The 24,526-nt window shown below is 51.7% G+C and carries 17 protein-coding genes; 13 read left to right on the top strand and 4 right to left on the bottom strand.

The features are described from left to right. Positions 1-17 precede the first annotated feature (17 nt). Positions 18-146 carry a hypothetical protein gene (locus AC506A_RS16035; protein WP_495462020.1) on the bottom strand — a complete coding sequence of 43 codons (129 nt, stop codon included), beginning with the start codon at positions 144-146 and terminating at the stop codon, positions 18-20. Between the two features lie 28 nt (positions 147-174). Here AC506A_RS16035 and AC506A_RS16030 point away from each other — a divergent pair, with 28 nt between their 5' ends. The 9 genes from AC506A_RS16030 (at position 175) to AC506A_RS15990 (ending at position 15,461) form a co-directional block, all read left to right on the top strand. Then, the gene (locus tag AC506A_RS16030; RefSeq protein WP_495462019.1) at positions 175-2,082 is read left to right on the top strand and encodes a sensor histidine kinase; all 1,908 of its coding nucleotides are present in this window, start codon (positions 175-177) and stop codon (positions 2,080-2,082) included. 1 nt (position 2,083) lies between these two features. After that, positions 2,084-3,712, top strand: coding sequence for a response regulator (locus AC506A_RS16025; protein ID WP_495462018.1), 1,629 nt, complete (start codon positions 2,084-2,086; stop codon positions 3,710-3,712). Positions 3,713-4,165: 453 nt separating this feature from the next. Continuing rightward, entirely contained in the window at positions 4,166-5,650 is a 1,485-nt protein-coding gene (locus AC506A_RS16020; protein WP_495462017.1) for a glycoside hydrolase family 32 protein, read from the top strand. 469 nt (positions 5,651-6,119) lie between these two features. After that, positions 6,120-8,135, top strand: a complete 2,016-nt coding sequence (locus AC506A_RS16015) for a beta-galactosidase (RefSeq protein ID WP_495462016.1) — start codon at positions 6,120-6,122, stop codon at positions 8,133-8,135. A 107-nt stretch (positions 8,136-8,242) separates the two neighbouring features. Continuing rightward, complete coding sequence (locus AC506A_RS16010) at positions 8,243-9,187, top strand: ABC transporter permease (protein WP_495462422.1); 945 nt, start codon at positions 8,243-8,245, stop codon at positions 9,185-9,187. A 34-nt stretch (positions 9,188-9,221) separates the two neighbouring features. Beyond that, positions 9,222-10,109: a carbohydrate ABC transporter permease gene (locus tag AC506A_RS16005; protein WP_495462015.1), complete on the top strand. Its 888-nt coding sequence runs from the start codon at positions 9,222-9,224 to the stop codon at positions 10,107-10,109. Positions 10,110-10,200: 91 nt separating this feature from the next. Then, the gene (locus AC506A_RS16000) at positions 10,201-11,961 is read left to right on the top strand and encodes an extracellular solute-binding protein (protein WP_495462014.1); all 1,761 of its coding nucleotides are present in this window, start codon (positions 10,201-10,203) and stop codon (positions 11,959-11,961) included. A 145-nt stretch (positions 11,962-12,106) separates the two neighbouring features. Next, complete coding sequence (locus tag AC506A_RS15995) at positions 12,107-13,888, top strand: sensor histidine kinase (protein WP_495462013.1); 1,782 nt, start codon at positions 12,107-12,109, stop codon at positions 13,886-13,888. Continuing rightward, positions 13,881-15,461, top strand: coding sequence for a response regulator transcription factor (locus AC506A_RS15990; protein WP_495462012.1), 1,581 nt, complete (start codon positions 13,881-13,883; stop codon positions 15,459-15,461). Before AC506A_RS15995 ends, AC506A_RS15990 begins: the two co-directional genes overlap by 8 nt. 435 nt (positions 15,462-15,896) lie before the next feature. Here AC506A_RS15990 and AC506A_RS15985 read toward each other — a convergent pair whose 3' ends face one another. Next, positions 15,897-16,760 (bottom strand): helix-turn-helix domain-containing protein, encoded by an 864-nt coding sequence (locus AC506A_RS15985; protein WP_495462011.1) that lies wholly within the window; start codon positions 16,758-16,760, stop codon positions 15,897-15,899. A gap of 160 nt (positions 16,761-16,920) precedes the next feature. Between AC506A_RS15985 and uxaC the strand changes: the two genes are divergently transcribed. Together uxaC and AC506A_RS15975 are read left to right on the top strand one after the other, a co-directional pair. Further along, positions 16,921-18,330, top strand: coding sequence for a glucuronate isomerase (uxaC, locus tag AC506A_RS15980; RefSeq protein ID WP_495462010.1), 1,410 nt, complete (start codon positions 16,921-16,923; stop codon positions 18,328-18,330). A 43-nt stretch (positions 18,331-18,373) separates the two neighbouring features. After that, the gene (locus AC506A_RS15975; protein WP_495462009.1) at positions 18,374-19,204 is read left to right on the top strand and encodes a phytanoyl-CoA dioxygenase family protein; all 831 of its coding nucleotides are present in this window, start codon (positions 18,374-18,376) and stop codon (positions 19,202-19,204) included. Between the two features lie 68 nt (positions 19,205-19,272). Here the strand turns inward: AC506A_RS15975 and AC506A_RS15970 are convergent, their stop codons facing one another. Beyond that, entirely contained in the window at positions 19,273-20,370 is a 1,098-nt protein-coding gene (locus AC506A_RS15970) for a CobW family GTP-binding protein (protein ID WP_495462008.1), read from the bottom strand. Positions 20,371-20,618: 248 nt separating this feature from the next. On the opposite strand from AC506A_RS15970, the gene AC506A_RS15965 reads away from it, so the two are divergent. Both AC506A_RS15965 and AC506A_RS15960 read left to right on the top strand, forming a co-directional pair. Further along, complete coding sequence (locus AC506A_RS15965; protein ID WP_495462007.1) at positions 20,619-21,644, top strand: CobW family GTP-binding protein; 1,026 nt, start codon at positions 20,619-20,621, stop codon at positions 21,642-21,644. 530 nt (positions 21,645-22,174) lie between these two features. Beyond that, positions 22,175-22,678, top strand: coding sequence for a hypothetical protein (locus AC506A_RS15960; RefSeq protein WP_495462006.1), 504 nt, complete (start codon positions 22,175-22,177; stop codon positions 22,676-22,678). A gap of 407 nt (positions 22,679-23,085) precedes the next feature. Here the strand turns inward: AC506A_RS15960 and AC506A_RS15955 are convergent, their stop codons facing one another. Then, entirely contained in the window at positions 23,086-24,489 is a 1,404-nt protein-coding gene (locus AC506A_RS15955; protein ID WP_495462005.1) for an ADP-ribosylglycohydrolase family protein, read from the bottom strand. Between the last annotated feature and the right edge of the window lie 37 nt (positions 24,490-24,526).

Here is a 24,526-nt window from a genome sequence, read left to right as displayed (position 1 = left end):
TACGAAATCGAAATGAGTTAGCAATCGAACAGCCGGCGGTGCATGCCTCGGCCAAGAAGAGTGGTGAAGTCTGCCGCCCTTCTAGGCTGCGGGCTGCCGCCCGGCTGTTCATGCTCGTTTTGTGCGTTATACTGGAGATTAGGCATTCATCCCACTCTATGGACGTGATTTCATTTGCTAAACAGACCTCGCATGATCAGCCGTGAAACGATCATTTATAAGCTGGAACAGCTGTCCTTGCAGAAGCGACTGTTTATTTCGTACATCCTCATCCTGCTGCTGCCGAGTCTCCTGATTTCGCTGTATATTTTCAAAGAGCTCAACGACAATTATATGAAAGACATTATTAAGAAGTACGAGAACACGCTAGAGATTGAGCGGGTCAATATGAACAACAACATTGAGACGATGGAGCGGGCTGCGCAGCTGTCGGTCTCGGATAAAGAAGTGCTCTATTATTTGGAGCGGACGAGTGAGCCCGACGCTACGGAGCTGATCGAGTTCGATACGACAGTCGTTTCGAATATATTGCGCCTGCAGTTTAATAATCCTAACATCGAGCATATTCGGCTGTTCTCCAATAATAAGCGGATTAACGAAATTTGGCCTGTCATCATGCTGGAGCGGCGTATTCAAGGAGACCCTTGGTATTCGAAGGTGAATGAGCTGAACGGGCAGGAGCTGTGGTACTTTGACCGGATGGACCGCGATCCGATTCGCTCACTTGTCCCCGATGCGAAAGAATCCAGACCGAAGCTCTCGCTGCTGCGCGAGATTGAATATCCGGCAGGGCGCCATGTCGGCATTATGCAGGTCGATATGCTGCTGACGAATTTCTTTCAAGGTGTGTTTCATGGAACGGATGTAAGCCAGTCACAGATGTTTGTTATGGATGGAGAAGGTAAAATGTTTCGCGATGCCGGAAGTCCGTTTCTGACAAGCACGGGTCTTACGGAGACAGACGTTCGCACTGCGCTGAATCAGCATGTCACGCAAGGGACAGGTCACTTCCTGTTTAACCACAACAATACACCCTTTCTAGGAAACTACATGTATATCGACCAGCTGGATGCCTATGTGCTTAATGTAGTGTCGCTGAAGAATGTGTTTGCGGATATCAATAAGACACGTAATAAACTCATCATGGCTAACGTTATTCTACTGGCGATTCTGTCGATTTCGACTTACTTTCTGAATGCGCTTATTTTGAAAAAATTGCACACGCTTGCTCACTTCATGAAGCGGGTCCGCCAGGGCGATTTCAACTTCGATTTCACGATCCGCGGCGGCGGCGAGGTCGGAGAGCTAGCGCATCATTTTCGCAAAATGTTAAAGAAAATCAATTCGCTCATCGCCGAAGCCGTCACGAAACAGGCCGCTTCCAAGGAAGCTGAGCTGCGGACGCTCAAGAACCAGATCGATGCGCATTTCCTCTACAACACGCTTGAGAATATTAAGATGCTGGCGGAAATCGAGAATCAACCCGTCATCTCGGACGCGCTTACTTCGCTTGGCGGTATGATGCGCTACAACTTGAAGTGGACGAGTGAGTACGTGCGGCTGAAGGATGAGCTTGGACATATTACCAACTACATTGCGATTATGAACGTTCGGTTTGATCATACGGTCAGCTTGCAAATCAACATTCCGCCCGATTACTTGGATCAAGAGCTGCTCAAGATGTCGCTGCAGCCGATTGTGGAGAACTCCGTCAAGCACGGCATGAAGTTTAAGCCATCGGAAGCGCGGAACGTTGTCATCTCTATTAAAGCGGAGGTTGTTGCTTCCAGTATCGTCATCGAAATTGAAGATAACGGGTCTGGCATGACAGCGGAGATGGCGGAGGAACTGAACCGGAAAATCAGCCAAGAAGAAACGGGAGGCACCATCAACAAGCGGGATGCCTATGCACAGCAGGAGAAGCAATCGGAAGGCAGCGGGATCGGTCTGCGTAATGTACATCAGCGTATCCAATTATTTTATGGCACAGAATACGGCTTGTTAGTCGAGAGCAGGGAAGGTGCTTATACGCGCGTCATTATGCGCGTACCCTATTTCATATTAAGCGGAGGGGTGACCTGACATGCGTACACTGCTGATTGTGGACGATGAACGTAATATCAGGCTCGGGCTGAAGGCGATCATTGAGCGAGGGTATCCCGGACGATATGAGATGTTGTTTGCAGCAGATGGGGAAGAAGCACTCGGGCTGATCCAAGGAGGTCAGGTGGAGATCGTTATCACGGATATCCGTATGCCGGGGATGGATGGTCTGGCGCTGATTCGGGAATTGGCACAGCTTGCGCAGAAGCCGGTCGTCATGATTCTAAGCGGGCATGATGATTTCCATTATGCGAAGGAAGCGATGCTCTACGATGTGCGGGAGTATTTGCTCAAGCCGATTGTAAGGGATGAACTGTTCACGGCGCTTGATCGGGTGGAGCGTGAGCTGGAGAGGCAAGCGGCTCTAAACGAGCGGCTGGGAGAAGTGCATCACTATCGGGATGAGCTGCTCGCGACTCAATTGAACTATATCTTTCTTCATCCGGATTTGACGGAGAATGAAATTGCGGAACGTTGTGCAAAAGCAGGCTGGGATGCGCTTGTTGAAGCTCGGGATTCCTCGGAGGCGGGGGCTGGAGCGAGGGCGAATAATGGGCCGGGGCAGGCTCAGGTTCAGGCGCGTGGTTACGTGATCGCACTGCTAAAGCTTCGCGGCGGTTTGTCTTCCGGGAAAGCGGGTCAGTTGGAGGCGCTGCTGGCCTCTCGCTCTAGCGGAGTTCGGTTCTATTTCAAGGATAAGGATGAACGGCTTGTCGTTATTTGCGAGGAGGCGGAGGGGCCGGGGGGATTGCTGGCCTTTATGAAGGAGCATCACGTATCGGGGCAAATCGGAGTAAGCGAGCGGTTGTCTGGTGCAGGTGGAGTTAAACAAGCGTATGCTGAAGCGCTCGAGGCTCTGAGATATGGCTTCTTGCAGGCGGTAACGGCAGAGCCGGTGCTTCTGCTATTCGACCGGAAGAGAGTCCGCCATCAAGAGAGCCATTTGCCGATCGAAGACATTCGGCGTCTGGCGAATATGCTCGGAACTGAGCGGGATAAGGAAATGAAGCAGATTCTTGCTGAGCTGCTTGATCCCAAGAAGCTGGCTGGCTTCGATATTGCGTCGATCGAGGGAATCAGCAAGCAGTTGAACGAGCTTGTGTTTGACCGCGTCTTTAATCAGTACGGCGAGGAATCGGTAGAAATTCTGCGGATCTACAAGAAGGTCGGCTGCATGTATAACTTCGAGACGATTCATGATTATTTTCACAGCGTGGAGGATTTGCTGCTTCGGTTAAACGATTATGTGAAAGGACTGCGCCTTGTGCATGTCGAGCATAAGGAGATGAAGAAGGCGGTCAGCTACATTCACGAGCATTATCATCGGGACCTGAATATGGCGACGGTATCGAATCATGTATCGCTGAACTACTCGTATTTCAGCCAGGCGTTCAAGGAGTTTACCGGCGAGAGCTTCGTCGTCTACTTGAAGCGGGTGCGCATACAGAAGGCGAAGTCGCTGCTGGAGGAAACCGAGCACAAGATTTACGAGATCAGCGAGCAGGTCGGCTTCGAGAATTCGAAGCAGTTCAATCGCGTGTTCCGCGAGATGGAAGGTATCTCGGCGATGGAATATCGGACGAAACATGCGGTGCAGCATCGTGTGTGATAGGGAGGGCAGCCGTTTGTGGGCTGCCCTATTTTGGTGCTGCAGTTGCCGGCGGAGCTCCAGATTCGCTCCATTCTCGCAATGGTCTTACGTTGATAGCGGATATGCCGCTTTCAATGTACAAACTAACCCGATTTGGAGTGGGATAGCGGATATACCGCTCTCGTTGCTGTCGGCGCTCCATATTCGCACCTTTCTCGCACCGATTTTCCGCTGATAGAGGATATGCCGCTTTCAGTGTACAAACTAATCCGATTTGGAGTGCGATAGAGGATATGCCGCTTTCGTTGCAGTCGGCGCTCCCTTTTTGGTGCTCTGCTATCGTGAACAGCGCGCATTTCTGTCCTACTACCACGTAGGAAAAAGGTAATTCCAGGTTAATAGTATGCTATAATCCGGTTAAAAGTTGCTGCTGTACATGCGCACGGAGTCCCATTCGAGCAGGAGGCTGTTATGGAAACCAATCAAGCTAAGAAGCATGAAGAGCACATTGCAAAGGCTAATCAAGCAACGGAGGAAGGAAGCACGCAGATCTTGGAGGATCGCTTTCGACTTCGCTATCATTTGATGCCGAGAACCGGCTGGATGAACGATCCGAATGGACTTGTTTACTTCAAGGGCAGTTATCATGCCTTCTATCAGTATTATCCGTACGAGCCGAATTGGGGACCGATGCACTGGGGACATGCCAAGAGCGAGGATCTCGTCAATTGGACTCATCTTCCGGTCGCGCTGGCACCTTCAGAACCCTATGATCAGGGCGAAAGCGGCGGTTACGGCTGCTTCTCTGGAAGCGCTGTCGTAGATGGCGATACCCTTGCCCTGTTGTACACCGGACATGTTTCCGGCAATTCGCCTGTGGAGGTACAGTGCTTGGCTGTCAGCTCAGATGACGGCATTACCTTCCAGAAAAGCGAAGCAAACCCTGTTATTCCGGGACCGCCGGAAGAAAACTTATTCGGCTTCCGCGATCCGAAGGTATGGAAACATGAAGATACCTGGTACATGGTAATTGGAAGCGGAATAGAAGGCCGAGGTAATGTTCGCCTTTATGCTTCTTCGGATTTGCACCAGTGGCGCTATGTGGGGATTGCCGCTGACAGCGATGGCTCGAAGGGTGATATGTGGGAATGCCCGGATCTGTTCCCGCTAGGCGGCGGAGAGAATCATGTGCTGATCGTCTCCCCAATGAACGTGGGAGCAACGAAGACGATGTATTTGTCCGGCACGTTCGACTACGAAGTCTGCACGCTCACGACTATGCATGCGGAACGACTCGATTACGGGTTCGACTTCTATGCGCCGCAGACGCTGGAAGACGATCAAGGAAGACGCATTCTATTCGGATGGATGAATATGTGGGGGGCGACGATGCCCGAGCAGCAAGATGGATGGGCAGGCGCGATGACAATTCCACGTGAGCTGATTTTGCAACCGGACGGCAGCATTCGTATGCTTCCCGTGCCAGAGCTGGAGAAGCTGCGGGGGGAGCGATACGATTTAGAATCGCAGGTGATCGAAGCAGGCACGGAAGTGGCGCTGCCGGGCAACATATCAGACGCAGTGGAAATCATCGCACTGTTCGACACGGGTCGTTCAGATTCAGCCGAATTTGGCCTTAGACTCCGCTGCTCGGCAGACGGCAGCGAATACACCGAGGTCGGTTACCGCGCTACGGACCGGACGCTCTATGTGAACCGCGATCATGCCGGTCAAGGCGATGGCGGAATCAGTGAAGTTCAGCTTACGCCGCAGGACGGCGGGCTGCTGAAGCTCCATCTTTTCCTCGACCGTTCGTCAGTGGAGCTATTTGCGAATGATGGCGAGAAAACGATGACGAACCGAATCTATCCGCTGCCGGATAGTTTGGGGACTTGTCTGTTCAGTCGCGGGGGAAATGCTGTTCTTCATAGGCTGGAGGCATGGGAGCTGAGGTAGATTCACTTGATTCTAACGGTTGGCATAGCGCTTATTTGGTCGTTTTTGGCTATGTATGTTCTCTAACGGTTACCAGAGACCTTATTTGTCCTTTTACGGGTGGAAACCATACCTAAATCACGAAATAGCTTCTCTGGCAACCGTTACAAATTTGGGACGCCGAAAAAGGGGAGAATAGGCGCTCTGGCATCCGTTAGACTTCGTGAGCAACTTTCTCGGGCAGGCAGAGCCTGCCTAGCGGCAGTTACTAAAATGTTTCGACAACAAAGAGCTGAACAAATCGGTCCGAAGCGTGCATGAAGAATATGGAATGTGGCTTATAATGCGACAATGGAATACTTTTCAGCGAATAGACCAATCCAACCCCGGATTGGTCTATTTTCTATGGTGAAAAGGTTGGATTTATAAGGTTTTGGCACAGCAGCGCTTCCTCCATAATGAGATAGACAACCGAGGGGGAGGGAAGCAGATGAAATTTGGCGCTTGTTATTATCCGGAACATTGGCCGGAGGAACGCTGGGAGCTGGATGTAAAGCTCATGAAGGAAGCCGGGTTGAACGTCCTGCGGATCGGCGAATTTGCGTGGTCGAAGCTTGAGCGCTATGAAGGCAGCTACGACTTTTCATGGATGGATCGCATCATCGAACTACTGGCGGGACAAGGAATCGATGTCATCTTAGGAACACCAACCGCTGCTCCGCCGAAGTGGCTCATGGATAAGCACCCCGACATCTACATGAGGGACAACAAAGGCATTGCGCGGGGCTTCGGCAACAGGAGGCATTATTGCTATAACAATCCTAACTACATGGAAGCCTCGGATCGCATTGTAACCGCAGTTGCGCAGCGTTACGGCGAGCATCCCAATGTGATTGCCTGGCAGACTGACAATGAATTTGGCTGCAACGATACGGTGTATTGCTATTGTGATTATTGCAGAGCAGCCTTTCAGACTTGGCTTCGCCATACCTATACAAGCATCGATCGGCTTAACGAAAGCTGGGGAACGGTGTTCTGGAGCCAAACCTACAACGAGTGGGAGCAAATTGTGCTTCCTGCGTATACCGTCTTCCATCTGCATAACCCGGGGCTTGAGCTCGATTACCGCCGGTTTGCTTCCGATTCCGTCATTGCGTATCAGAAGCGGCAGCTTGACCTGCTGAAGCAGCTTGCCCCAAGTCAGCCCGTTACCCATAACATGTGGTCGGAGATGAACGAGATAAACAGCTTCGAGCTGTCCAAGGATCTGGATTTCGCTTCCTGGGACATCTATCCCAATCTTTGTTTTACCGATCAACCGGACCCCCGCGAAAGCGCAATTCAGCTCGATATGGCCCGCGGCGTGAAGCAAAGCCCCTTCTGGGTGCTGGAGCATCAAAGCGGCGCGCCCGGCGGCAACATCATGTTCCCAACGCCGCGTCCGGGGGAGCTTCGCAGATGGACCTATCATTCGGTCGCCCACGGTGCCGATGCGATCGTCTATTTCCGCTGGCGGACATGTCTTTTCGGCGCGGAGCAGTTCTGGCATGGCATTCTGCCGCATGACGGCATTCCGGGCAGGCGGTATGAAGAAGTGAAGCAGGTAGGTGAGGAGCTGAAGCGAGTCATGCCTCTCATCGAAGGCAGCTGCGCAGGAGCAGAAGTCGCGATCATTCGTTCCTACGAGAATGAATGGGTCATGGATATTCAGCCTCAGGTCATGGGCCACCGGTATATCCGCCATCTCAAGGGCTATTATCGCTATTTCTATGACCGTCATATTCCGGTTGATCTTCTGTCCGATGAGGCGGATTTCGGCCGATATCGTATCGTCATCCTGCCGCACTATATGCTGTCAAAGCCGGAAGCCAAGCAGCGAATTTACGAGTATACGGCGCAAGGCGGCACAGTTCTGCTCGACTTCCGTTCCGGTTCCCGGCTGTGGGACAACAGGATGTCGGATCAAACACTGCCCGGCATTTATCGGGAGCTCCTGGGCATTTCGATTACCGACTACGGCATTCTGCGTGAAGGTCAAACGCGCAGCGTTCTACTCCATGACCCACATAACGCCTACCACGCACAGACCTGGTATGACGTCATCCAGCCCGAGACGGCGGAACCTATCGCCACGTTTAACGAAGACTACTACACCGGATCGCCTGCCGCAACATGCAACCGGTATGGTCAAGGCGCCGCCTATTACTTGGGCATGGAGCCGCAGCCTGCCTTAATGAATGCTCTTATGGATCGAATCTGCGCTGATGCCGATGTAGCGCCGATTCAAGGCATCCAAGTCCCCGAAAGCATCGAGCTCACGCGAAGGGTAAGCGGCGAGGGCCGGGAATATATTTTCGCAATCAATCATGGTACTGACCGTCAATCCATCACGCTCATAGAGCCGTTATATGAACTTACAACGGAGCAAACCATAGCAGTGGGCACGATCGAGTTACCTGGTAATGGCGTGTTTCTCTTCCGCAAGGATCACCCGCTACTAGGGTGATAAGTTGCAGTTTATCAGGTTGTTGGTGCTGCGCGCCCCCTGCATAATAAAACTAGAACAACACGGATGAGAAACAGGGTAGAAAGGAGTACGGCAGTGTGAAATCAATGGCATCAACTAGGCAAGATACAGCACCAAACAAACGCAGCTTCGGCAGGAAAGTCATCATGCAAAGACAGCTGATCTACATGTCTGTTCCGTTCGTCCTCCTGATCGTCCTGTTCTCGTATGTCCCGCTCTGGGGATGGATTATGGCGTTTCAGCGGTACACGCTTGGCAAAGGGATCAAACAGAGTCCCTTCGTCGGTTTCGATAATTTCGTCGCACTTTTCCAAGACGAGCAGTTCTACCATGTACTCCGCAACACGCTTGCGATGGGGCTGCTGCAGCTGATCGCCGGTTTCGTATGCGCCATTGCGCTGGCACTGCTGCTTAATGAGGTCAGGTTCGTCTGGTTCAAGCGGGTTATCCAAACGATTACCTACATCCCTCATTTTGTATCCTGGGTCGTCATTGCGAACATTACGCTCACCATGCTCTCACCGGATGACGGCATGCTTAACCGCATTCTGATGAAGCTTGGCATTATTCAGGAACCACTCTATTTCATGGGCGAGGAAAAATGGTTCTGGTTCATCCATACGACGGTCAGCCTGTGGAAGGAGCTGGGCTGGAGCACCATCATCTACTTAGCGGTCTTGGTAGGGCTGAATCCCGAGCAGTATGAAGCGGCGGAGGTCGATGGAGCGAGCCGCTTTCAGAAGATGTGGTACATCTCTATTCCCGGCATCATGCCGACCGCTATTCTACTGCTTATCTTAAATGTAGGCTGGATCATACAGGGCGGCTTCGAGTCGCAGTATTTGCTTGGCAATCCGATCGTCGTTGATTATTCCGAGGTGCTTGATCTGTATGCGCTGCGCTACTCGACACAGCTTGGAGACTTCTCGTTCGGGGTTGCGATCAGCATGTTTAAATCGGTTGTAAGCGTAGTGATGGTGCTAGCCGTCAATTATTTGGCCAAGAAAACGAATCAAAGCCGATTAATCTAGTTCAGCACCGACAAGAAAAGGAGGGTGGTTAAGCATGGATCGCAATCAGGCGTGGGGCGCATATGCGTTCAACACCTTTAACTATACGCTGCTGCTTCTCATCGGCATGGCAACCTTGTTTCCCTTCTTGAACCTCATTGCGGTGTCGCTTAACGATCCGCTCGATTCCTTGAAGGGAGGAATAACGCTCCTGCCCAGAGAATGGACACTAATGAATTACAGAGCGATATTGAGTGATGATGCGCTCGCGTGGTCGGCTGTCCGTTCCGTTATTCGTACCGTACTAGGTACTGTGCTCGGTGTTACGGGTACCGTCATGATCGCCTATACGCTAAGCCGCAAGCAATTCATATTCCGCAAAGCGTTTAATGTCATCTTGGTCATTACGCTCTACGTGAATGGCGGCCTCATTCCAACCTATCTGCTGATCAAGAACTTGGGGTTAATGAATCATTTTGCCGTCTATATCATTCCCGGTTTAATCGGGGTGTTCAATGTTATCATCATTCGCAGCTACTTCGATCAGCTCCCGGAAGGACTGGTAGAATCGGCGCATATCGACGGAGCGACTGACTTCCAGACGCTGTTTCGGATTGTGGTCCCGATCAGCTTGCCGGTTATTTCGACCATTACGTTATTTATCGCGGTTGGCCACTGGAATTCTTGGTTTGATAACAATCTCTATGCCAGCCGGAATCCGGACCTAAGCCTGCTGCAGTTCGAACTGCAGAAGATACTGTTGCAAAGTGTAAGCCAAGTAGCGAATGCGAATGAACATGTGGACGGCAAAGCGATTCAGTCCAATCCCGATACGATTCGGGCCGCGCTGACCATAGTGGTTACGATGCCGATTCTACTAGTCTATCCATTCTTGCAAAGGTACTTCGTCAAAGGCGTCACATTGGCTGCCATTAAGGAATAACCGGCTGCGCAGCCGGAGATCTAAGAAGATATCAAACGGAGCGATCGATCCGTTGATATATACAAAACGATGATTGAAAGGGAGTCTAACGATGAAGGGTAGAAGATTGAAACGCAGACTTACACTCGGACTCATCATTACCGTACTTGCAGCGCTTGTCTCAGGCTGCGGTTCCTCCAATAACAATAATAACGACGGGGCAGCAAGTGAATTGACGAAGAACACGAATAACGCAGCAAACAATGGCACGACCGATGAGGCCGCTGCCGGCAATAATGCCACTGCTGAGCCTGCTGCACCGGACTTAAGTCCAATCGAGTTTACGATCAACACGGCAGATGACAAGCTGAAATGGGAAACGCCAATTACGAAAGCGATTACAGATAAAACAGGCGTGTCACTAAAATATGATCTCTCCGTGGGCGATCAGTTTCAGAAATGGGATCTGTGGCTGGCGGCCGGCGACTATCCGGATGTCGTTGTTCTCGATGCCAACTACACGCAGAAGTTTAAAGATGCCGGTGCCATTATTCCGCTAAACGATCTGATCGACAAATATGGTCCGAACATTAAAGAAAAGTATGGCAAGTACTTCAACCTGCTCAAAGACAAAGACGGCAATATCTACTCCTTGTCCGGCGTCAACAAGAGCGAAGAAGCGGCAGCCAACGCCAGCGCAAACTTCGTCGTGCAGTACGATGTACTGAAGGAAGCCGGTTATCCGGAAATCAAAACCTTCGATCAGCTCTACGATGTGATCAAAGCCTATGCCGATAAGCATCCGCAGATCGACGGAAAGGATACGATTGGGTTCGCCGCTTCCATGGCCAGCTGGACGATGAAGATTGAGTTCAACAACCCGGTCATCAATGCGCTGGGATTGCCTGACCATGACCGTTCCCGAATTGATGCAAACGGCAATGTAACGTACAATCCGGTTTCTGAGGAATCCAAGGCATACCTGAAATTCCTGAACAAGCTGTATAATAACGGGCTGTTCGACAAAGAAGCTTTCTCGCTCGACAACATTGCAACGAAAGCCGCACAAGGCCGCGTCCTTGCTGCTTATTCACCGGGCTGGTTTTTAGGTGACGCTGAAGCCTCGCTGCGTAATTCGGGTCACCCGGAGCGTGCTTTTGCCCATATACCGATTTATTTCTCGGAAGGCACGGAGGATCACTCCAACACGCTGACGCCGACGCAAGCGGGAAGCTATCAATGGACGATCAGCAAGAATGCGAAGAACCCGGAGCGCATGATTCAGATGATTGATTTCCTCTTCTCCGATGAAGGGCAAATTCTAACCCAGTGGGGAATTGAAGGCACGCACTTCGATGTGAAAGACGGTCATCGCGTGCTGAAGCCGGAGCTGATTCAACAGCGTCTTGCAGATCCGGATACGGATTACAAAGAAGGCTTCCACGGCATCGGAACAGGCAACTTCTCCTGGTTTGGCATCGGCAATGGCGCGAAGCTGGCTGATGGCGATTATTCCACACCGCTTACGAAAGACATGGTTATCGCCAACTATGATGACATGACCAAAGAAGTGCTGGCGAAGTACGGCAAGCAAGTATGGGCAGATTTCTTGCCGCCGGTTGAGTATGTGCCGGGTTATATCTGGCAGTTGACGCCTCCGGATACGACTAAAGTAGAAGAGCAGAAGATTGATGATACTTGGCGTAAGTACTTACCGAAGGTCATCATGTCGAAGGATGATGCTGCGTTCGACTCCAATTGGAGCGATATGACAGATGCTATTAATAAGAACGGTCTTAAGAAGGTTGAAGCTGCTTATACGCAGCTATGGGCTGACTTTTCGACCAAATACAATGCTATTTTAGGCCAATAATCGTCTTGTAGAAATGATTCATACTCCTTGTTCGCGCCATCCGCGGGCAAGGAGTATGTTTCGTGCTGCTGCGGGAGGAAATGAGCTTGGGTAAAGCGAATGAGTGAGAAACGAACAGCCACGAAAGGTGCGAGGTAGCCGCGACATGAAAATACGGACAAAGCTGATCGTAGCCAACTTATTCGTTGTTTTGCTTCTGCTGGGCTCACTTACGTATGTGCTCATGAAACGCAGCAGCGACTTGGTCTATGAGCATATCATCGAGAATGCCGAACTCTCTCTGTCTCAGGTAAGTGCTAACTTTGATAACAAGCTTAGCTCCTATGAGGAGAATGCCAACACTTTATTTTTGAATTCTTCCTTGAATGAGAAGCTTCAGAAGCAATATAAGGATCAGCAGGAAGCGTACGATACGTATTTTGACTATTACCAGCCTTTTATTTCTGCCGTCCAAGCGACTAAAGCGATCTCTCATCTCAACTTATATACCGATAACCCCACCTTTCTATTCGCAAATGTGTTTCTGATCGATCAGGAGACAAGGCAAAGCGACTGGTACCGCAAGGTGTTCAATAATCGAATTGGCGGCTACTGGACCGGACCTTACACACCGCTGCTTGAGCATAAACCGGTGTTCAGCTTCCGCAAACGGATGAACAATTTCGACCCGGCTTCCCCGAACGTCGTCTCGATTGAAATCCAGCTTCGTGTGTTATCGGAGCTTATTAATGTGGAGAGTAAAAGTAAGCGTTTTATTTTCTCGCTGGCAGATGGTACAGTGCTCATTGACAGTGCGCAGACCGGTGGGATTCAGCAATTAAAGGAGCTGCCTTTCTATTCGAAAATCACAAAGGAAACAGCGGGAAGCTTCAGCTACGAGGATGAGCATAACAGCTATCAGATTATGTTTCAGACGCTCGAATCTCACAACTCCGTGCGAGGGATGAAGGTACTAACCTTTATTCCGATTAACGAGCTGATGCCGAAGATCGAACAGCTTCGCTCGCTCTCGATTCTCTTGTTCCTGCTGGCAATCGTCGTTTCTGCGCTCTTCATTTCAACGATATCGGTAGGGTTGACGCGCCGGTTGACAGAGCTGTCGTTTCGGATGAAGCGGGTGCATAAGGATAATTTTCAGAGTTTCGTCGAGGTAAAGGGCAAGGATGAGGTTGCGCAGCTGGGTCAAATGTTCAATTTGATGGTGCAGCGGGTCGGACAGCTCATCCAAGAGGTGTATCAGTCGGAAATCGATCAGAAGGAGCAAGCACTGCGGACGAAGGAAGTGGAGCTGTACGCGCTGCAGACGCAAATCAATCCACATTTTCTGTTCAATGTGCTGAATATGATCCGAGGCAAGCTGCTGATTGCAGGCGAGCGGGATACGGCCAAAGTCGTTGGGCTTCTGGCGAAGTCGTTCCGCATGATGCTGCGTAATGGCGGCCCTACGATTACGCTGAGCGAAGAAATGGAGTTTATCTCGATTTATTTGCAAATCCAGCAGCATCGATTCGGTGATAAATTTACGTTTGCCATCGATATCCCTTCGGAAGCGCTTGCCGTTACTTTACCTAAATTGTGCATTCAGCCATTGGTTGAAAATGCGATCACCCATGGGGTAGAGCTGAGCCCGACGCACTCCCGCATTCAGATTAAAGGCGAGTTGGTGGAGGGGACGCTTCATATCATCGTAGAAGACGATGGTCTCGGCATGCCGCCCGAGCGTCTAACCGAAATTAAAGCCGGCTTGCAGCAGGATTCGCTGGAGGTCACCTCCAATATCGGCCTTCGCAACGTGAATCGGCGGTTGAAGGTCAGATATGGGGACAGCTATGGGCTGACCGTGCAAAGTGAGCAAGATGCAGGAACGAAAGTGACGATATTCATTCCCATGCAGCAGGCGGATAATGGAGGCGAAACAGATGTATAGCGTACTAATCGTGGAAGATGAGCCGCTCGCGAGAGAATCGCTTAAATATGTCATTGATTGGGAGGCCTGCGGCTTCCAAATCAGAGCAGAGGCAGAAGACGGTCGACGCGCGCTTGAGCTAATGCAGCGAAACCACTATTCGCTGGTGTTGACGGACATTCGTATGCCAACGATGAATGGGCTGGAGTTGATTGCCAAGCTGCGGGAATTCACGGACGTGCCCGTCATTATTCTCAGCGGGTATGAAGACTTTGAATATGCACGGCAAGGACTCAAGATGGGCGTCCATGATTACTTGTTGAAGCCTGTCGAGGAAGAAGAATTAATCGCCATCTTGGAGCGGATTGGCCAGAGCATATCGGAGAAGAGGTCGTTTCAGCGACAGCATCATCTGGGCTTATCTGCCCTTCGCGATCAAGTGCTGCGGAAGCTTGCGCATGGTCCGGTCAGCCGAAGCGAGTACGAGGATGCGATAAGAGCCATTGGCAGCGGCATAGAAACAGGGCCGCTTCGTACACTGCTCGTGGAGATGGATTCACTCTCTTCGCCAAGTATGGCACTAACCGAGCATGATGCTGAGCTGAAACGTTATGCGGTGCGCAATATTCTGGAGGAGCTGTGCGGCGGGTTTGGTCTGGTGTTCGAAATGACCGAGGAACGATACGGCATCATCATCATGGGGCAGCAGGACGAATTTGAAGGTGAGGGGCTGCAAGCATTCGCTGGGAAGCTGAGGGACGCCGTTGCCGTGAATGCGAAAGAAACGATCAGCATCGGCGTTGGGAGCCTGGCCTCAAATGGGAGAGAGCTCGCGTTATCATTCGCCGCAGCAGAGGAAGCGCTCGACGGAAAATTTCTGGTGGGCAGCGGCTCGATCCTGCTTGGCAGAAATGCGATGGAGCATACAGGCGGCGGCGGTGGTTTCCAAAGTACAGGGAAGCTGCAGGCAAGCGTGCTTGAGACGATTTCCAATTTGCAGGATGAGCAGCAGGTAGAAGATGCTATTGTTCGCTTATGGGAAGGCTTCAAAGCGGAGCAAGCAGCGGGAAGTGTCGTTCGTAAGAGCGTGCTGGAGCTGCTCGTCCAATTGCAGCAGCTTGTCAGGGAGCTCGGCGCTAGTGCCGACGGTCTCTTCGAGTATGAGCTTGGCGATTACGAACGGGTCATGAAATGTAAGACGATGGAGGAGCTGCAGCTTCTCGTAAGCCGAAAGGCTATGGTTGTGCGAACGCGGTTATGCGGACTCAAGCAGCTGCAGCCGAGCACGCTGGTTACAACGGTGAAGAAGCTCGTTCAGGAGCAGTATCACACCAACATCAGCTTACGAAGTATCGCGCAGCAGGTTTTTTTGAACCCGAATTATTTGGGTAAGGTATTCAAGGCCGGAACAGAAGAGTCGTTCAACGATTATCTGCTTAAGGTGCGCATGGAGAAGGCGAAGGAGCTGCTCAGACAATCGGATAAGAAGGTGTACGAGATTGCAGAGGCTGTCGGTTATGGCGAGCTGGATTGGTTTTATAAGCGGTTCAAGAGCTATGCCGGGATGAGCGCCGGGGAGTATCGAATGAAATAATAGCTCGGGGAGAGCGATGGAGGAAGTTCTTCCATCGCGTCCGATCTTAGAGAAACCCAACGTTGTGTAACGTCGGGTTTCTTTTCGTTTCGGGTTGTCTGAGGGCAATCTTCTTCATGTTCTGCATAACTGCGGTCATGAGCGGCTGTTCGGTCGCAATTTCGATTCCGTTATGGCCTATTGATGTTTAACGGTTGCCAGCGTGTTTATTTCATGAAATGAGCACTTTTTAAAATGCTAACGGTTGTGAGCGTGGTTATTCACTGCATAATGATTGATTCTATTGGAAAAATGTCAAAATAAGCCCGCTGGCAACCGTTAGAAAATAAAACCTGGCTTTTTAGGCCAAATAACCACTGTCACAACCGTTACAGGTGGGAAGTGGGCTTTTATGCCGTTCCGTGAACTTGGAAAACTATTCCATCGCTTACTTGCTTATAACGGATTCATTTTGCGGTAAGCAAGCGGCGTCATGCCGGTCAATTTCTTGAAGATGCGGTCAAAATGCCCCGTGTTCTCGAATCCGGTGCGCTCCGCAACGACGATGACTTTAAGATCAGTCTCCTTGAGCAAACGCTGCGCCTCGCGAATGCGCGTCAAATGAACGTATTCGATTAGCGTAAAGCCGGTGACGGTCTTGAAGCTGCGGCTGAGATAATAGGGGCTCATGAAGAATTGTTTGGCAAGCTCGGCAAGCGCAAGTTTGGCGTCATAATGCTCGTTGATGTGCAAGGCGACCTCGGATATCTTGTGATGGAGAGCAGTCGGCTGTTCGGGTTTGGTAGATTCGGAGTACGTCGGTCCGGGATGCCTTGCCGCGAATAGCAGGAGTTCTGTCAGCAGCAGCCGCAGATAGGTTTCGAAGCCGGGCCGCTGCTCGGCGGCTTCTGTGATCATTTTGCCAAGAAGCTGTCGGATATGTAACTGTTCTTGCGGCGTGAGGTTAAGCAGCAGCGCGTTATGACTGAATGGTTGAAGCAGGAGCGGGTCATAGTAGGGATGCTCCGTTCCCAGAAAGGCATCACTGAAATTAATAACGATCCGTTCATGTTCCGGTGGACCGAGCTCAGAAGAGTTGTGGACGACTTGTTTGTTCACCAGCACCAAGTCACCGGATGCAAGGGAGTAGGAGCGGTCCTCGATAAAATGTACACGCTGCCCCGACACCAAATAATAGATTTCATAAGTAGGATGAAAGTGATTGTTACGTCCAAACGCCTTCGTCCGATGCACATGCTGTATATAGAAATCGCCTTCCTCATCTCCATAGGAGAGCGGTTCGTCGACGGTGAGCTTCATTCGGTATCCTCCTTGCGATCCTAGCATACATTTATCTCTACTTTAGCGCAAGATAGGTGAATAAACCATCACTTTGAGCAAAATATGTCACGATATTCAGCAAATATTGCGTTATGCTGAGAAGAGATACGGACTTTAGTGGAAGGTGGTACATCCGACAATGCGTAATTTTATGGATGATGATTTTTTACTACATAACGAGACAGCAAAGCGGCTCTATCATGAATATGCGAAGGCAATGCCGATTCTGGATTATCACTGTCACCTGAGTCAGCAGGATATTTATGAGAATAAAAGCTATAACAACCTGACAGAAGTTTGGCTGTATGGCGATCATTACAAATGGCGGGCAATGCGAGCGAATGGTGTTGAGGAGAAGTACATTACCGGCGGCGAAGGGGTCAGCGATTATGACCGTTTCTTGGCATGGGCACGGACGGTGCCGATGACGCTTGGCAATCCGCTCTATCATTGGTCGCATCTGGAGCTTCGCCGATTGTTCGGCATCGAAGAGCTGATCAATGAGAAGAACGCACCGGTCATCTGGGAGAAGGCGAATGCCAAGCTGCGCGGCGGCGGTTATGCTGTACGAGATTTCATTCGTGACGCAGGCGTGGAAGTGGTCTGCACGACGGATGATCCGATCGATTCGCTGGAGCATCATGTGCTGCTGGCACAGGAACCGGATTTAGGCTTCCGCGTGCTGCCTTCGTTCCGTCCAGATAAGGTACTGGAGATTAATCGCGCGCCTTTCGTCGGTTATATCGCGAAGCTGGCTGAGGCTTCAGGCCGAAGCAGCATTGAGAGCTACGACGAGCTGCTGCTTGCGCTGAAGGAGCGGATACTGTTCTTCCATTCCGTTGGCGGCCGAGTGTCTGACCATGCGCTCGATTATGTGCCTTGGGCGGAGACGACGCGAGAGGAAGCAGCGGGCATTTTCTCCCGTGCGCTTGAGGGTGGCGGCGTTACGCTTGAGGAGGAGAAGAAATACAAATCCTATACGCTGGTTTACTTAGGCGAGCTCTATGCGGAGCTTGGCTGGTCCATGCAGCTGCATATGAATGCGCACCGCAACAATAATGCTCGAACGCTTCGGGAACTGGGCGTGGATACGGGATTTGATTCCATGAACGATAGTCCGGTAGCCGTGCCGCTTGTGCGGCTGTTGAGCAAGCTGGATGAGAACAATAAGCTTCCTCGTACGATCGTCTATTCGCTAAACCCTGCAGACAACAATGTGCTGGCTTCGCTTATTGGCAGCTTCCAGGGAGGCGGCATTCCCGGAAAAATCCAGCTTGGCGCCGCTTGGTGGTTCAACGATACGAAGGACGGCATGCTGGAGCAGTTGAAGTCGCTTGCGAATATAGGCTTGCTCAGCCGCTTTGTCGGCATGCTGACAGATTCGCGCAGTTTCCTCTCGTATACGCGGCATGAGTACTTCCGGCGTATTTTCTGCAATCTGCTGGGCGAATGGGCGGAAAACGGCGAAGTGCCGAATGATGCGGAGCTGCTTGGCGGGTTAGTACAGGCGGTGTGTTACGAGAATGCGAAGGGGTATTTTCGTTTCTAGTTTGTGATGAGGTCGATGACCATTCAGGTTCAGGAGGGATACCATGATGGGCAAACTGACGTCACCCGATGAAATCAACAGGCAGTTGTATCCGCATGGCGAGGTTCATAAGGCTGTTCACCGCGTTACCGATATCGGCGAGGAGCAGATTCAGTTCTATCGGCAGCAGGGGTATGAGGCGGTATTGGATGTGTTGTCCGAGGCTGAGATCGAGAGTGCCATCGAAGCGATCATGGCGCATATCGCCGCAGATCAGACGGCTGTGAAAGTGCAGTTTGTGAAGCCAAGGAGCGAGCTTCACAGCGACGAAGAGCGTGAACTCGCCGTCCGCAAATTGTATGAATTTGTGGAGGTGGATGAACGGCTGCGAGCGGTAGCCTATCATCCTGATTTATTGGCTGTTGTGGAGAAGCTGCTCGGTGCAAAGCCGAAGCTTGTGCAGGATATTGCGCTGCTCAAGCCGCCGAAGGGCGGAGGCGAGAAGCCGTGGCATCAAGATATGGCATACGGCAACCTCGCGTATGATCGGCCTGTGATCGGCGTCTGGATTGCGCTTGATGAAGCGGGGCTTGATAACGGCTGCATGCAAATTATCCCCCGTTCGCATATGAACGGCGGCATTCCGCATTATGCGGAGCGAGATTGGCAGCTATGCGATACGGTTGTGCCTGTTGAGCGCAACGTCGCTGTGCCGCTTGCACCGGGCAGCGCGCTGTTCTTTCATGGGCTGCTCATGCATGGCACCGCATTCAACTTCTCGCAGAAGCGACGCCGTGCGCTGCAGTTTCACTATGCGCCGGATACTGCCGAGAAGATCAGTCCCAAGGAGTATAAACGCATGTTCACGAGCGAGATGACGGGGGCGGACTGCTAGCCTTTGTTTGATAAAAAGGGATATCTCATCCAAGCCGTTATAGTGACGGCCGGCGAGATATCCCTTATTTATTTGCGAGCAGTGAACCGTGCCCACTCCTGCTTGACCTTGCTCTCATCGAGTTCAATGCCGATCATCACAAAATACGGCTCGCCATCATAGCTGCTCGGCGACCATTCCAGCCGTTTGCCCGTCAGTTGGAACAGCATCAGGCTGCCATCCTTGCCGAACGGCAAATAGCCCTTGGCGCGCAAGCAATTGTTCCCGCGCCCGCTAATAAAAGCTTCGAACTGACGCCGCGTAAGCCCGGCTGCATCTGCACCGGGGTAAATCGCCGCCGTTCGAATGCGCGAATACGAGCTCGGCGCTTTGGTTGCGGTGGAGGCCGCCTGCTTGCTCGCCGCCGCGGCCGCGGCTTGCGACTTGCCGGCGCTGCCGCTGCCTGGCAGCTTCTCCGGCAGCTTCTCCGGCAGCACGCGGCCGCCTGCTGCGATGGCCGTCCGCGTGCCGGAGATTACAGGCTGCCGCCTCACGGGCGAAGGGGAAATTCCCGCGAACACAAGCGCGGAATCGATCTCGCAGCGCGTTGCCGAGATGAAGTCGGCGACCTGGTTGCGATCCCGAATGAGCTGCTTCACTTTATCCGCGGTTCGATTGGAAATGAGGTCGAATTTATTGGCGATAATAAAGTCCGCCGCCTCGATCTGCTTGCGCAGCGTACGAATCAGCTCGCGGTCAGAGGAGAAGATGCTGTTATAGTCGAGCGCATGCTCGGCATCCAGCACCGTAACGATGCGGTGCAGCTGCACCTTGCCGATAATGGACGGTTCCGTAATCGCCTCCGCAATTTCCTCCGGGTTCGCCACCCCGGTCAATTCCATGACGATTACATCCGGCTGCATCAGCGCAAGCCGCTCCAAACAAGAGGCCAATTCGCTCTTCTTGCTGCAGCACAGGCAGCCCTCCGTAATCCGCTCCAGCATCTGAGTTGCAGATGCACTGCTCACCATCGTTCCATCCACGTCAACGGCTCCGATTTCATTCATCAGTACTGATGCGCGTAAACCAGTAGCCTTGGCATGCTGCAGCAGCCTCAGAAGCAGTGTTGTTTTTCCGCTGCCCAGAAAACCGCTTAATACGATTACCGGAATTGCTGATTGTTCCATGTTCGAGCGCTCACACTCCCTCCAAGGTCCACATTCAAAGAAGGATATGCGGCATACGGCCAAAATAAAACCTCTTCGACATAATCTCCAACCCGTGCAGCAGTGAGAGTGAAAGAGAGCCGTCCTAACCCGCACAAGCTGTTAAATGCGTAAAAAAAACGGTATAATTTAGCCAACTTCGTTCAGAGAACAAATCAACGCTCAAGCGATTTGTTCTCTGAACCATTAACGAGAGGACGAACACGACTATGAATGCCATTCCAATCCATCTACTGTCAGGCTTCTTGGGCAGCGGCAAAACAACGCTCCTAAACCATGTCGTAGATTACTATAAAGCCCAAGATGTGAAAGTCGCCATTATTATGAATGAGCTCGGCGACGTCAATTTAGACGGACAATTCGTCGATCAGGATGTGCCAATGGCAGAAATGCTGAGCGGCTGTATCTGCTGTACCATTCGCGGCGATCTCAGCATCGAGCTGAAAGAGTTGATCGAGGAACACCAGCCTGACGTCGTGCTGATCGAATCCACAGGTGCAGCCAATCCGATGGAGATTATCGACGCGGTCACAGAGGCGGCTATGTTCATGCGCATCGATCTGCGTACGATAGCAACTGTCGTCGACGGACCGGAGCTGCTCGTTCGCAGTCGCCGAGGCGGCAAAACCTTCAAGCTCATGCAGGATCAAATTCGCTGTGCGACCGATCTGATTGTCAACAAAGCCGACAAGCTTGCACCGGAGGAGCTCGTTGAGGTCCAGCAGTTGGTGCGCGAGCTGAATGCCTACGCACCGCTGACGGTGACAGTTCGTTGTGTCGTCGATCTGGGGATGTTCGATCAATCGGCGGCGGCCAAAGCGAAACCGGTTACTGCCGCAGCGCAGCCGGAACAGCCAAGCGGCCATGTTTGCGGCGCCAACTGCCAGCATGATCATGACCATGAACACAATCATGATCACGAGCACCATGCAGATGAGCCCTACAATTCGCATGCGCATGTTATGACGCTGACGCATTATATGGCTGGGCCGGTTGACAGCCACGCTTTCGAGGCGCTCATTAACAGACTGCCGAAGGAAGTATATAGAGCCAAAGGGATCGTCACATTCAGCGATACGAATAGTCGTTTCCTCTTCCAATACGCCTATCGTGAAGTAGAATTTATTCGGATTACGCCTCAGGGAACTGTGAATGACGTTGCAGTGTTCATCGGGGAGCATTTTGCCAAGGATGTCTTGGAAGCCGAATTGCTGCAGCTCGAAACGAATACGTAAGGCCTATAAGGTGAGTCGAAACCCGCGAATTCGCGGGTTTTTTAATTATAAATCATGGATAAATTCTCGTTATCTACTAGTTCTATTTTACTTTTATCTTTCAGCGAAACCAGCAATTGTGAAGTCCGTGGAGCTCTTTGGCATCCGCGAACTTCGCTCGGGCGGTTTGCTTTTTTGTAATTTGAAAGTGCGAAATGCTCTAACGAACCGTACGGCGCTTATTTGTCCATTATTGGCTCCGAAAACATGCTAACGAACCGTGGGGGCTCTATTTGACGGTTTTGGAGCAGCGGGGAGCCAATTATCCCTAAATAATGCTCCTACGGTTCGTTAGAATCTCGAAGCCTCGAAATTCAGCCGAATAACGCCCCTACGGTTCGTTAGATTTTCGCGGCATGCAAGATGAGGAGTGCGAGATGACAAGGGCAGCTTTTTTATAACATAAGGAAACAATTGGATAATTCATTGAAAGATCGGGTAAGCTATCGCAGAATGGGCAGTTTCACAGCCCGCGAAAGGAGCTGATGTACTTGACAACAAATCGTTTGCGTACGCGGCTGGCCATCCTCGGCACAGCTGCCGCGCTGATTCTGACGACAGGAACGGTATGCGCGAATAGCGCTGAAGGTGCGATACCATCCTCCGACCAGCTGCAGGCGCAGCATGAACAGAAGCAAGAGCACTGGAAGCATGGCGATCACGGCAAAGGCCGTGAGCATCGTGAAGCCCGCAAGCTGGAGCATCTGCAGAAAGCGGCCGTTTACTTCGGGATCTCAACCGAAGGAAAAACAGCGGAGCAATTGCACAATGAGCTCAAAGCTGCCATTAAGAAAGATCCTACGAAGTGGGAGAAGTTCAAGGCAGCGAAGAAGGCGGAGCGATTGGCGCATCTGCAGGAAAAAGCGACACGTCTGGGCATCCAGACGCAAGGGAAAACAGCCGAGCAGCTTCGCGAGGAAATCCATGCAGCCTGCAAAGAGCATGGCATGAAGAAGGATCAGAAAGACAAGTCCAAGTCTTATTCTGCTTCGTAGCAGGCCGCATACAAGGGCCGTCTCAAAAGTTGCATGGCGACTTTTGAGGCGGTCCTTGTTTTGTTCTACGGCGGTAGATGTCGTCGCTGCAAGGTGGATCCATGCTGAGTCAGAATCATCGGAATGTTGCCTGAAATGCAACAAATCCACCTCGAGAATGCCTCCATTCACTATTTGTTGCTGAGAATGCAACATTTGCTCATATAAAAGTACTCATGGGCTAGATCGAGGCGACAATGTTGCAGATGAGGCAACAAATCGATCCTATCAAAGGAAAAATACCATTAATGTTGCAGGAATTGCAGCATTTTCTCAAAAAGCGGAGTACCTACAGGTTGCATAGCACGCAAATGGATGCCCCAAAAAAACAAAGAGCTAAGCGCATCAAGCCGCTTAGCTCCACATCACTACACTTCAACCGCCGACGTCTGTGCTTGAATCTTGCGGAACACGTCATAGCTTCTCCGAGCGCATTCCGAAATCGCAATCGGATGAAAACCTGTCACTTCCGCGTACAGCTTATCGTTCAGCGGTGTCGTCCACGAAGCAGGCAGTGCGCCGGCTCCAAGCATGGCACCGAGTATGGAGCCGACTGTCGCGCCGTTGCAGTCGGTATCCCAGCCGCCGAGAACGGCAGTTGTAATACCTTTCTCGAAATTGCCGCCGGAGTAGATCAGGGCAGCCGCGCAGAGCGCCGCGTTATTGTTCGTATGCACGGCATCGTATTGCTTGAACGCTTCCCAGATGCGGCTGACAAGCTCAACTTGATCCGTCGTTGAATTTGCAATTTCAATGGCGAACCGAACATCATGTGCTAGTCTGCTTCCCGCAGGGATGACGCTGAGCCCGATATCGACGATGCGGCGAACATCAGTCTCTACGAAAGCAGCGGCAATCATAGCCGAGCAGAACATTGCGCCATAGATTCCGTTCTTCACATGGGAGAACGAGGAATCCTTCCAAGCAAGCTCCGCCGCCAGCTCCGGATTGCCGGCAGCGCCGTAGGCATAGCCGTCGACGCGGATTTGCGCGCCGATCCATTCCCGGTACGGATTCAGGTGTGTTCTCACCCAATCCTTGGAGGCAAGACGCTCTTGCGGGCTGGAATCGCCGATATGCGAGGTCACTTGCGCGAAGTTCAAATACGCCTGTGTTTCAGCCGTGCAGACTTGGGCGTAGCTGAGCTTGCTGTGCCACATTTTGCCGACATCCCATGAGTCAAAATCGGTACCGCGTTCCTCCAGCATATGAAGGCCGAGCACGGTGTAGCGAATATCGTCATCCGTTTCCATATAAGCGATATGCTCGCGCGTGCTCGCTTTGCACCACATCGAAATATGAAGATCGGGGTACTCTGCGACGCTTGCGGACTCGACCGGTGTATAGCCTTGAATCGGCCATGCATCGGCGCCTTCGAACCACAGCTTTACATTCGCCCAGCCGGGTCTGCCGCCCGAACCGCTCATGTACGGACCTGCCTCGAGCGGCTTGCCGAGCGCGCAGCCTACGGAACGACCGAGCCATGCGCCGTTAAATTTATTGAGCCATTCATCATCGGTCAACGAAGGCGTTGCAATTGTCGGCCCTACGGGGCTTTCAGCGCGTATGGTCTCCAGATCAGAGGGCTCCGAGTAGGGGAAATCCGCTCGAATCGACAGTGCCATCAGTTCCCTATAGACCTCCATCAGTGCGGATTCGTTCTTGTCAGCCGCTTGCAGCTTCTCTTCGAATCCGGTCACATCACAGCCTTCTTCTCCACGCTGTTTGATCTCTAGTTGAATCAGTGGGAACAACGAATCCCATCCCGCCATTGCTGCACCATTCCTCTCTATTCAATCATGCTTTTAT

This window comes from Paenibacillus sp. N22P23 (assembly GCF_059383735.1).
Note: the sequence above shows the minus strand (reverse complement) of the source record. Positions and strands in the feature narration are given on the sequence as shown.

Bases quoted from the DNA above. Each gene is read 5' to 3' on its own strand.
- AC506A_RS16035 (WP_495462020.1), bottom strand. From the start codon at position 146: ATGCCTAATCTCCAGTATAACGCACAAAACGAGCATGAACAGCCGGGC.
- AC506A_RS16025 (WP_495462018.1), top strand. From the start codon at position 2,084: ATGCGTACACTGCTGATTGTGGACGATGAACGTAATATCAGGCTCGGG.
- AC506A_RS16020 (WP_495462017.1), top strand. From the start codon at position 4,166: ATGGAAACCAATCAAGCTAAGAAGCATGAAGAGCACATTGCAAAGGCT.
- AC506A_RS16015 (WP_495462016.1), top strand. From the start codon at position 6,120: ATGAAATTTGGCGCTTGTTATTATCCGGAACATTGGCCGGAGGAACGC.
- AC506A_RS16010 (WP_495462422.1), top strand. From the start codon at position 8,243: ATGGCATCAACTAGGCAAGATACAGCACCAAACAAACGCAGCTTCGGC.
- AC506A_RS16005 (WP_495462015.1), top strand. From the start codon at position 9,222: ATGGATCGCAATCAGGCGTGGGGCGCATATGCGTTCAACACCTTTAAC.
- AC506A_RS16000 (WP_495462014.1), top strand. From the start codon at position 10,201: ATGAAGGGTAGAAGATTGAAACGCAGACTTACACTCGGACTCATCATT.
- AC506A_RS15995 (WP_495462013.1), top strand. From the start codon at position 12,107: ATGAAAATACGGACAAAGCTGATCGTAGCCAACTTATTCGTTGTTTTG.
- AC506A_RS15990 (WP_495462012.1), top strand. From the start codon at position 13,881: ATGTATAGCGTACTAATCGTGGAAGATGAGCCGCTCGCGAGAGAATCG.
- AC506A_RS15985 (WP_495462011.1), bottom strand. From the start codon at position 16,760: ATGAAGCTCACCGTCGACGAACCGCTCTCCTATGGAGATGAGGAAGGC.
- uxaC (WP_495462010.1), top strand. From the start codon at position 16,921: ATGCGTAATTTTATGGATGATGATTTTTTACTACATAACGAGACAGCA.
- AC506A_RS15975 (WP_495462009.1), top strand. From the start codon at position 18,374: ATGATGGGCAAACTGACGTCACCCGATGAAATCAACAGGCAGTTGTAT.
- AC506A_RS15970 (WP_495462008.1), bottom strand. From the start codon at position 20,370: ATGGAACAATCAGCAATTCCGGTAATCGTATTAAGCGGTTTTCTGGGC.
- AC506A_RS15965 (WP_495462007.1), top strand. From the start codon at position 20,619: ATGAATGCCATTCCAATCCATCTACTGTCAGGCTTCTTGGGCAGCGGC.
- AC506A_RS15955 (WP_495462005.1), bottom strand. From the start codon at position 24,489: ATGGCGGGATGGGATTCGTTGTTCCCACTGATTCAACTAGAGATCAAA.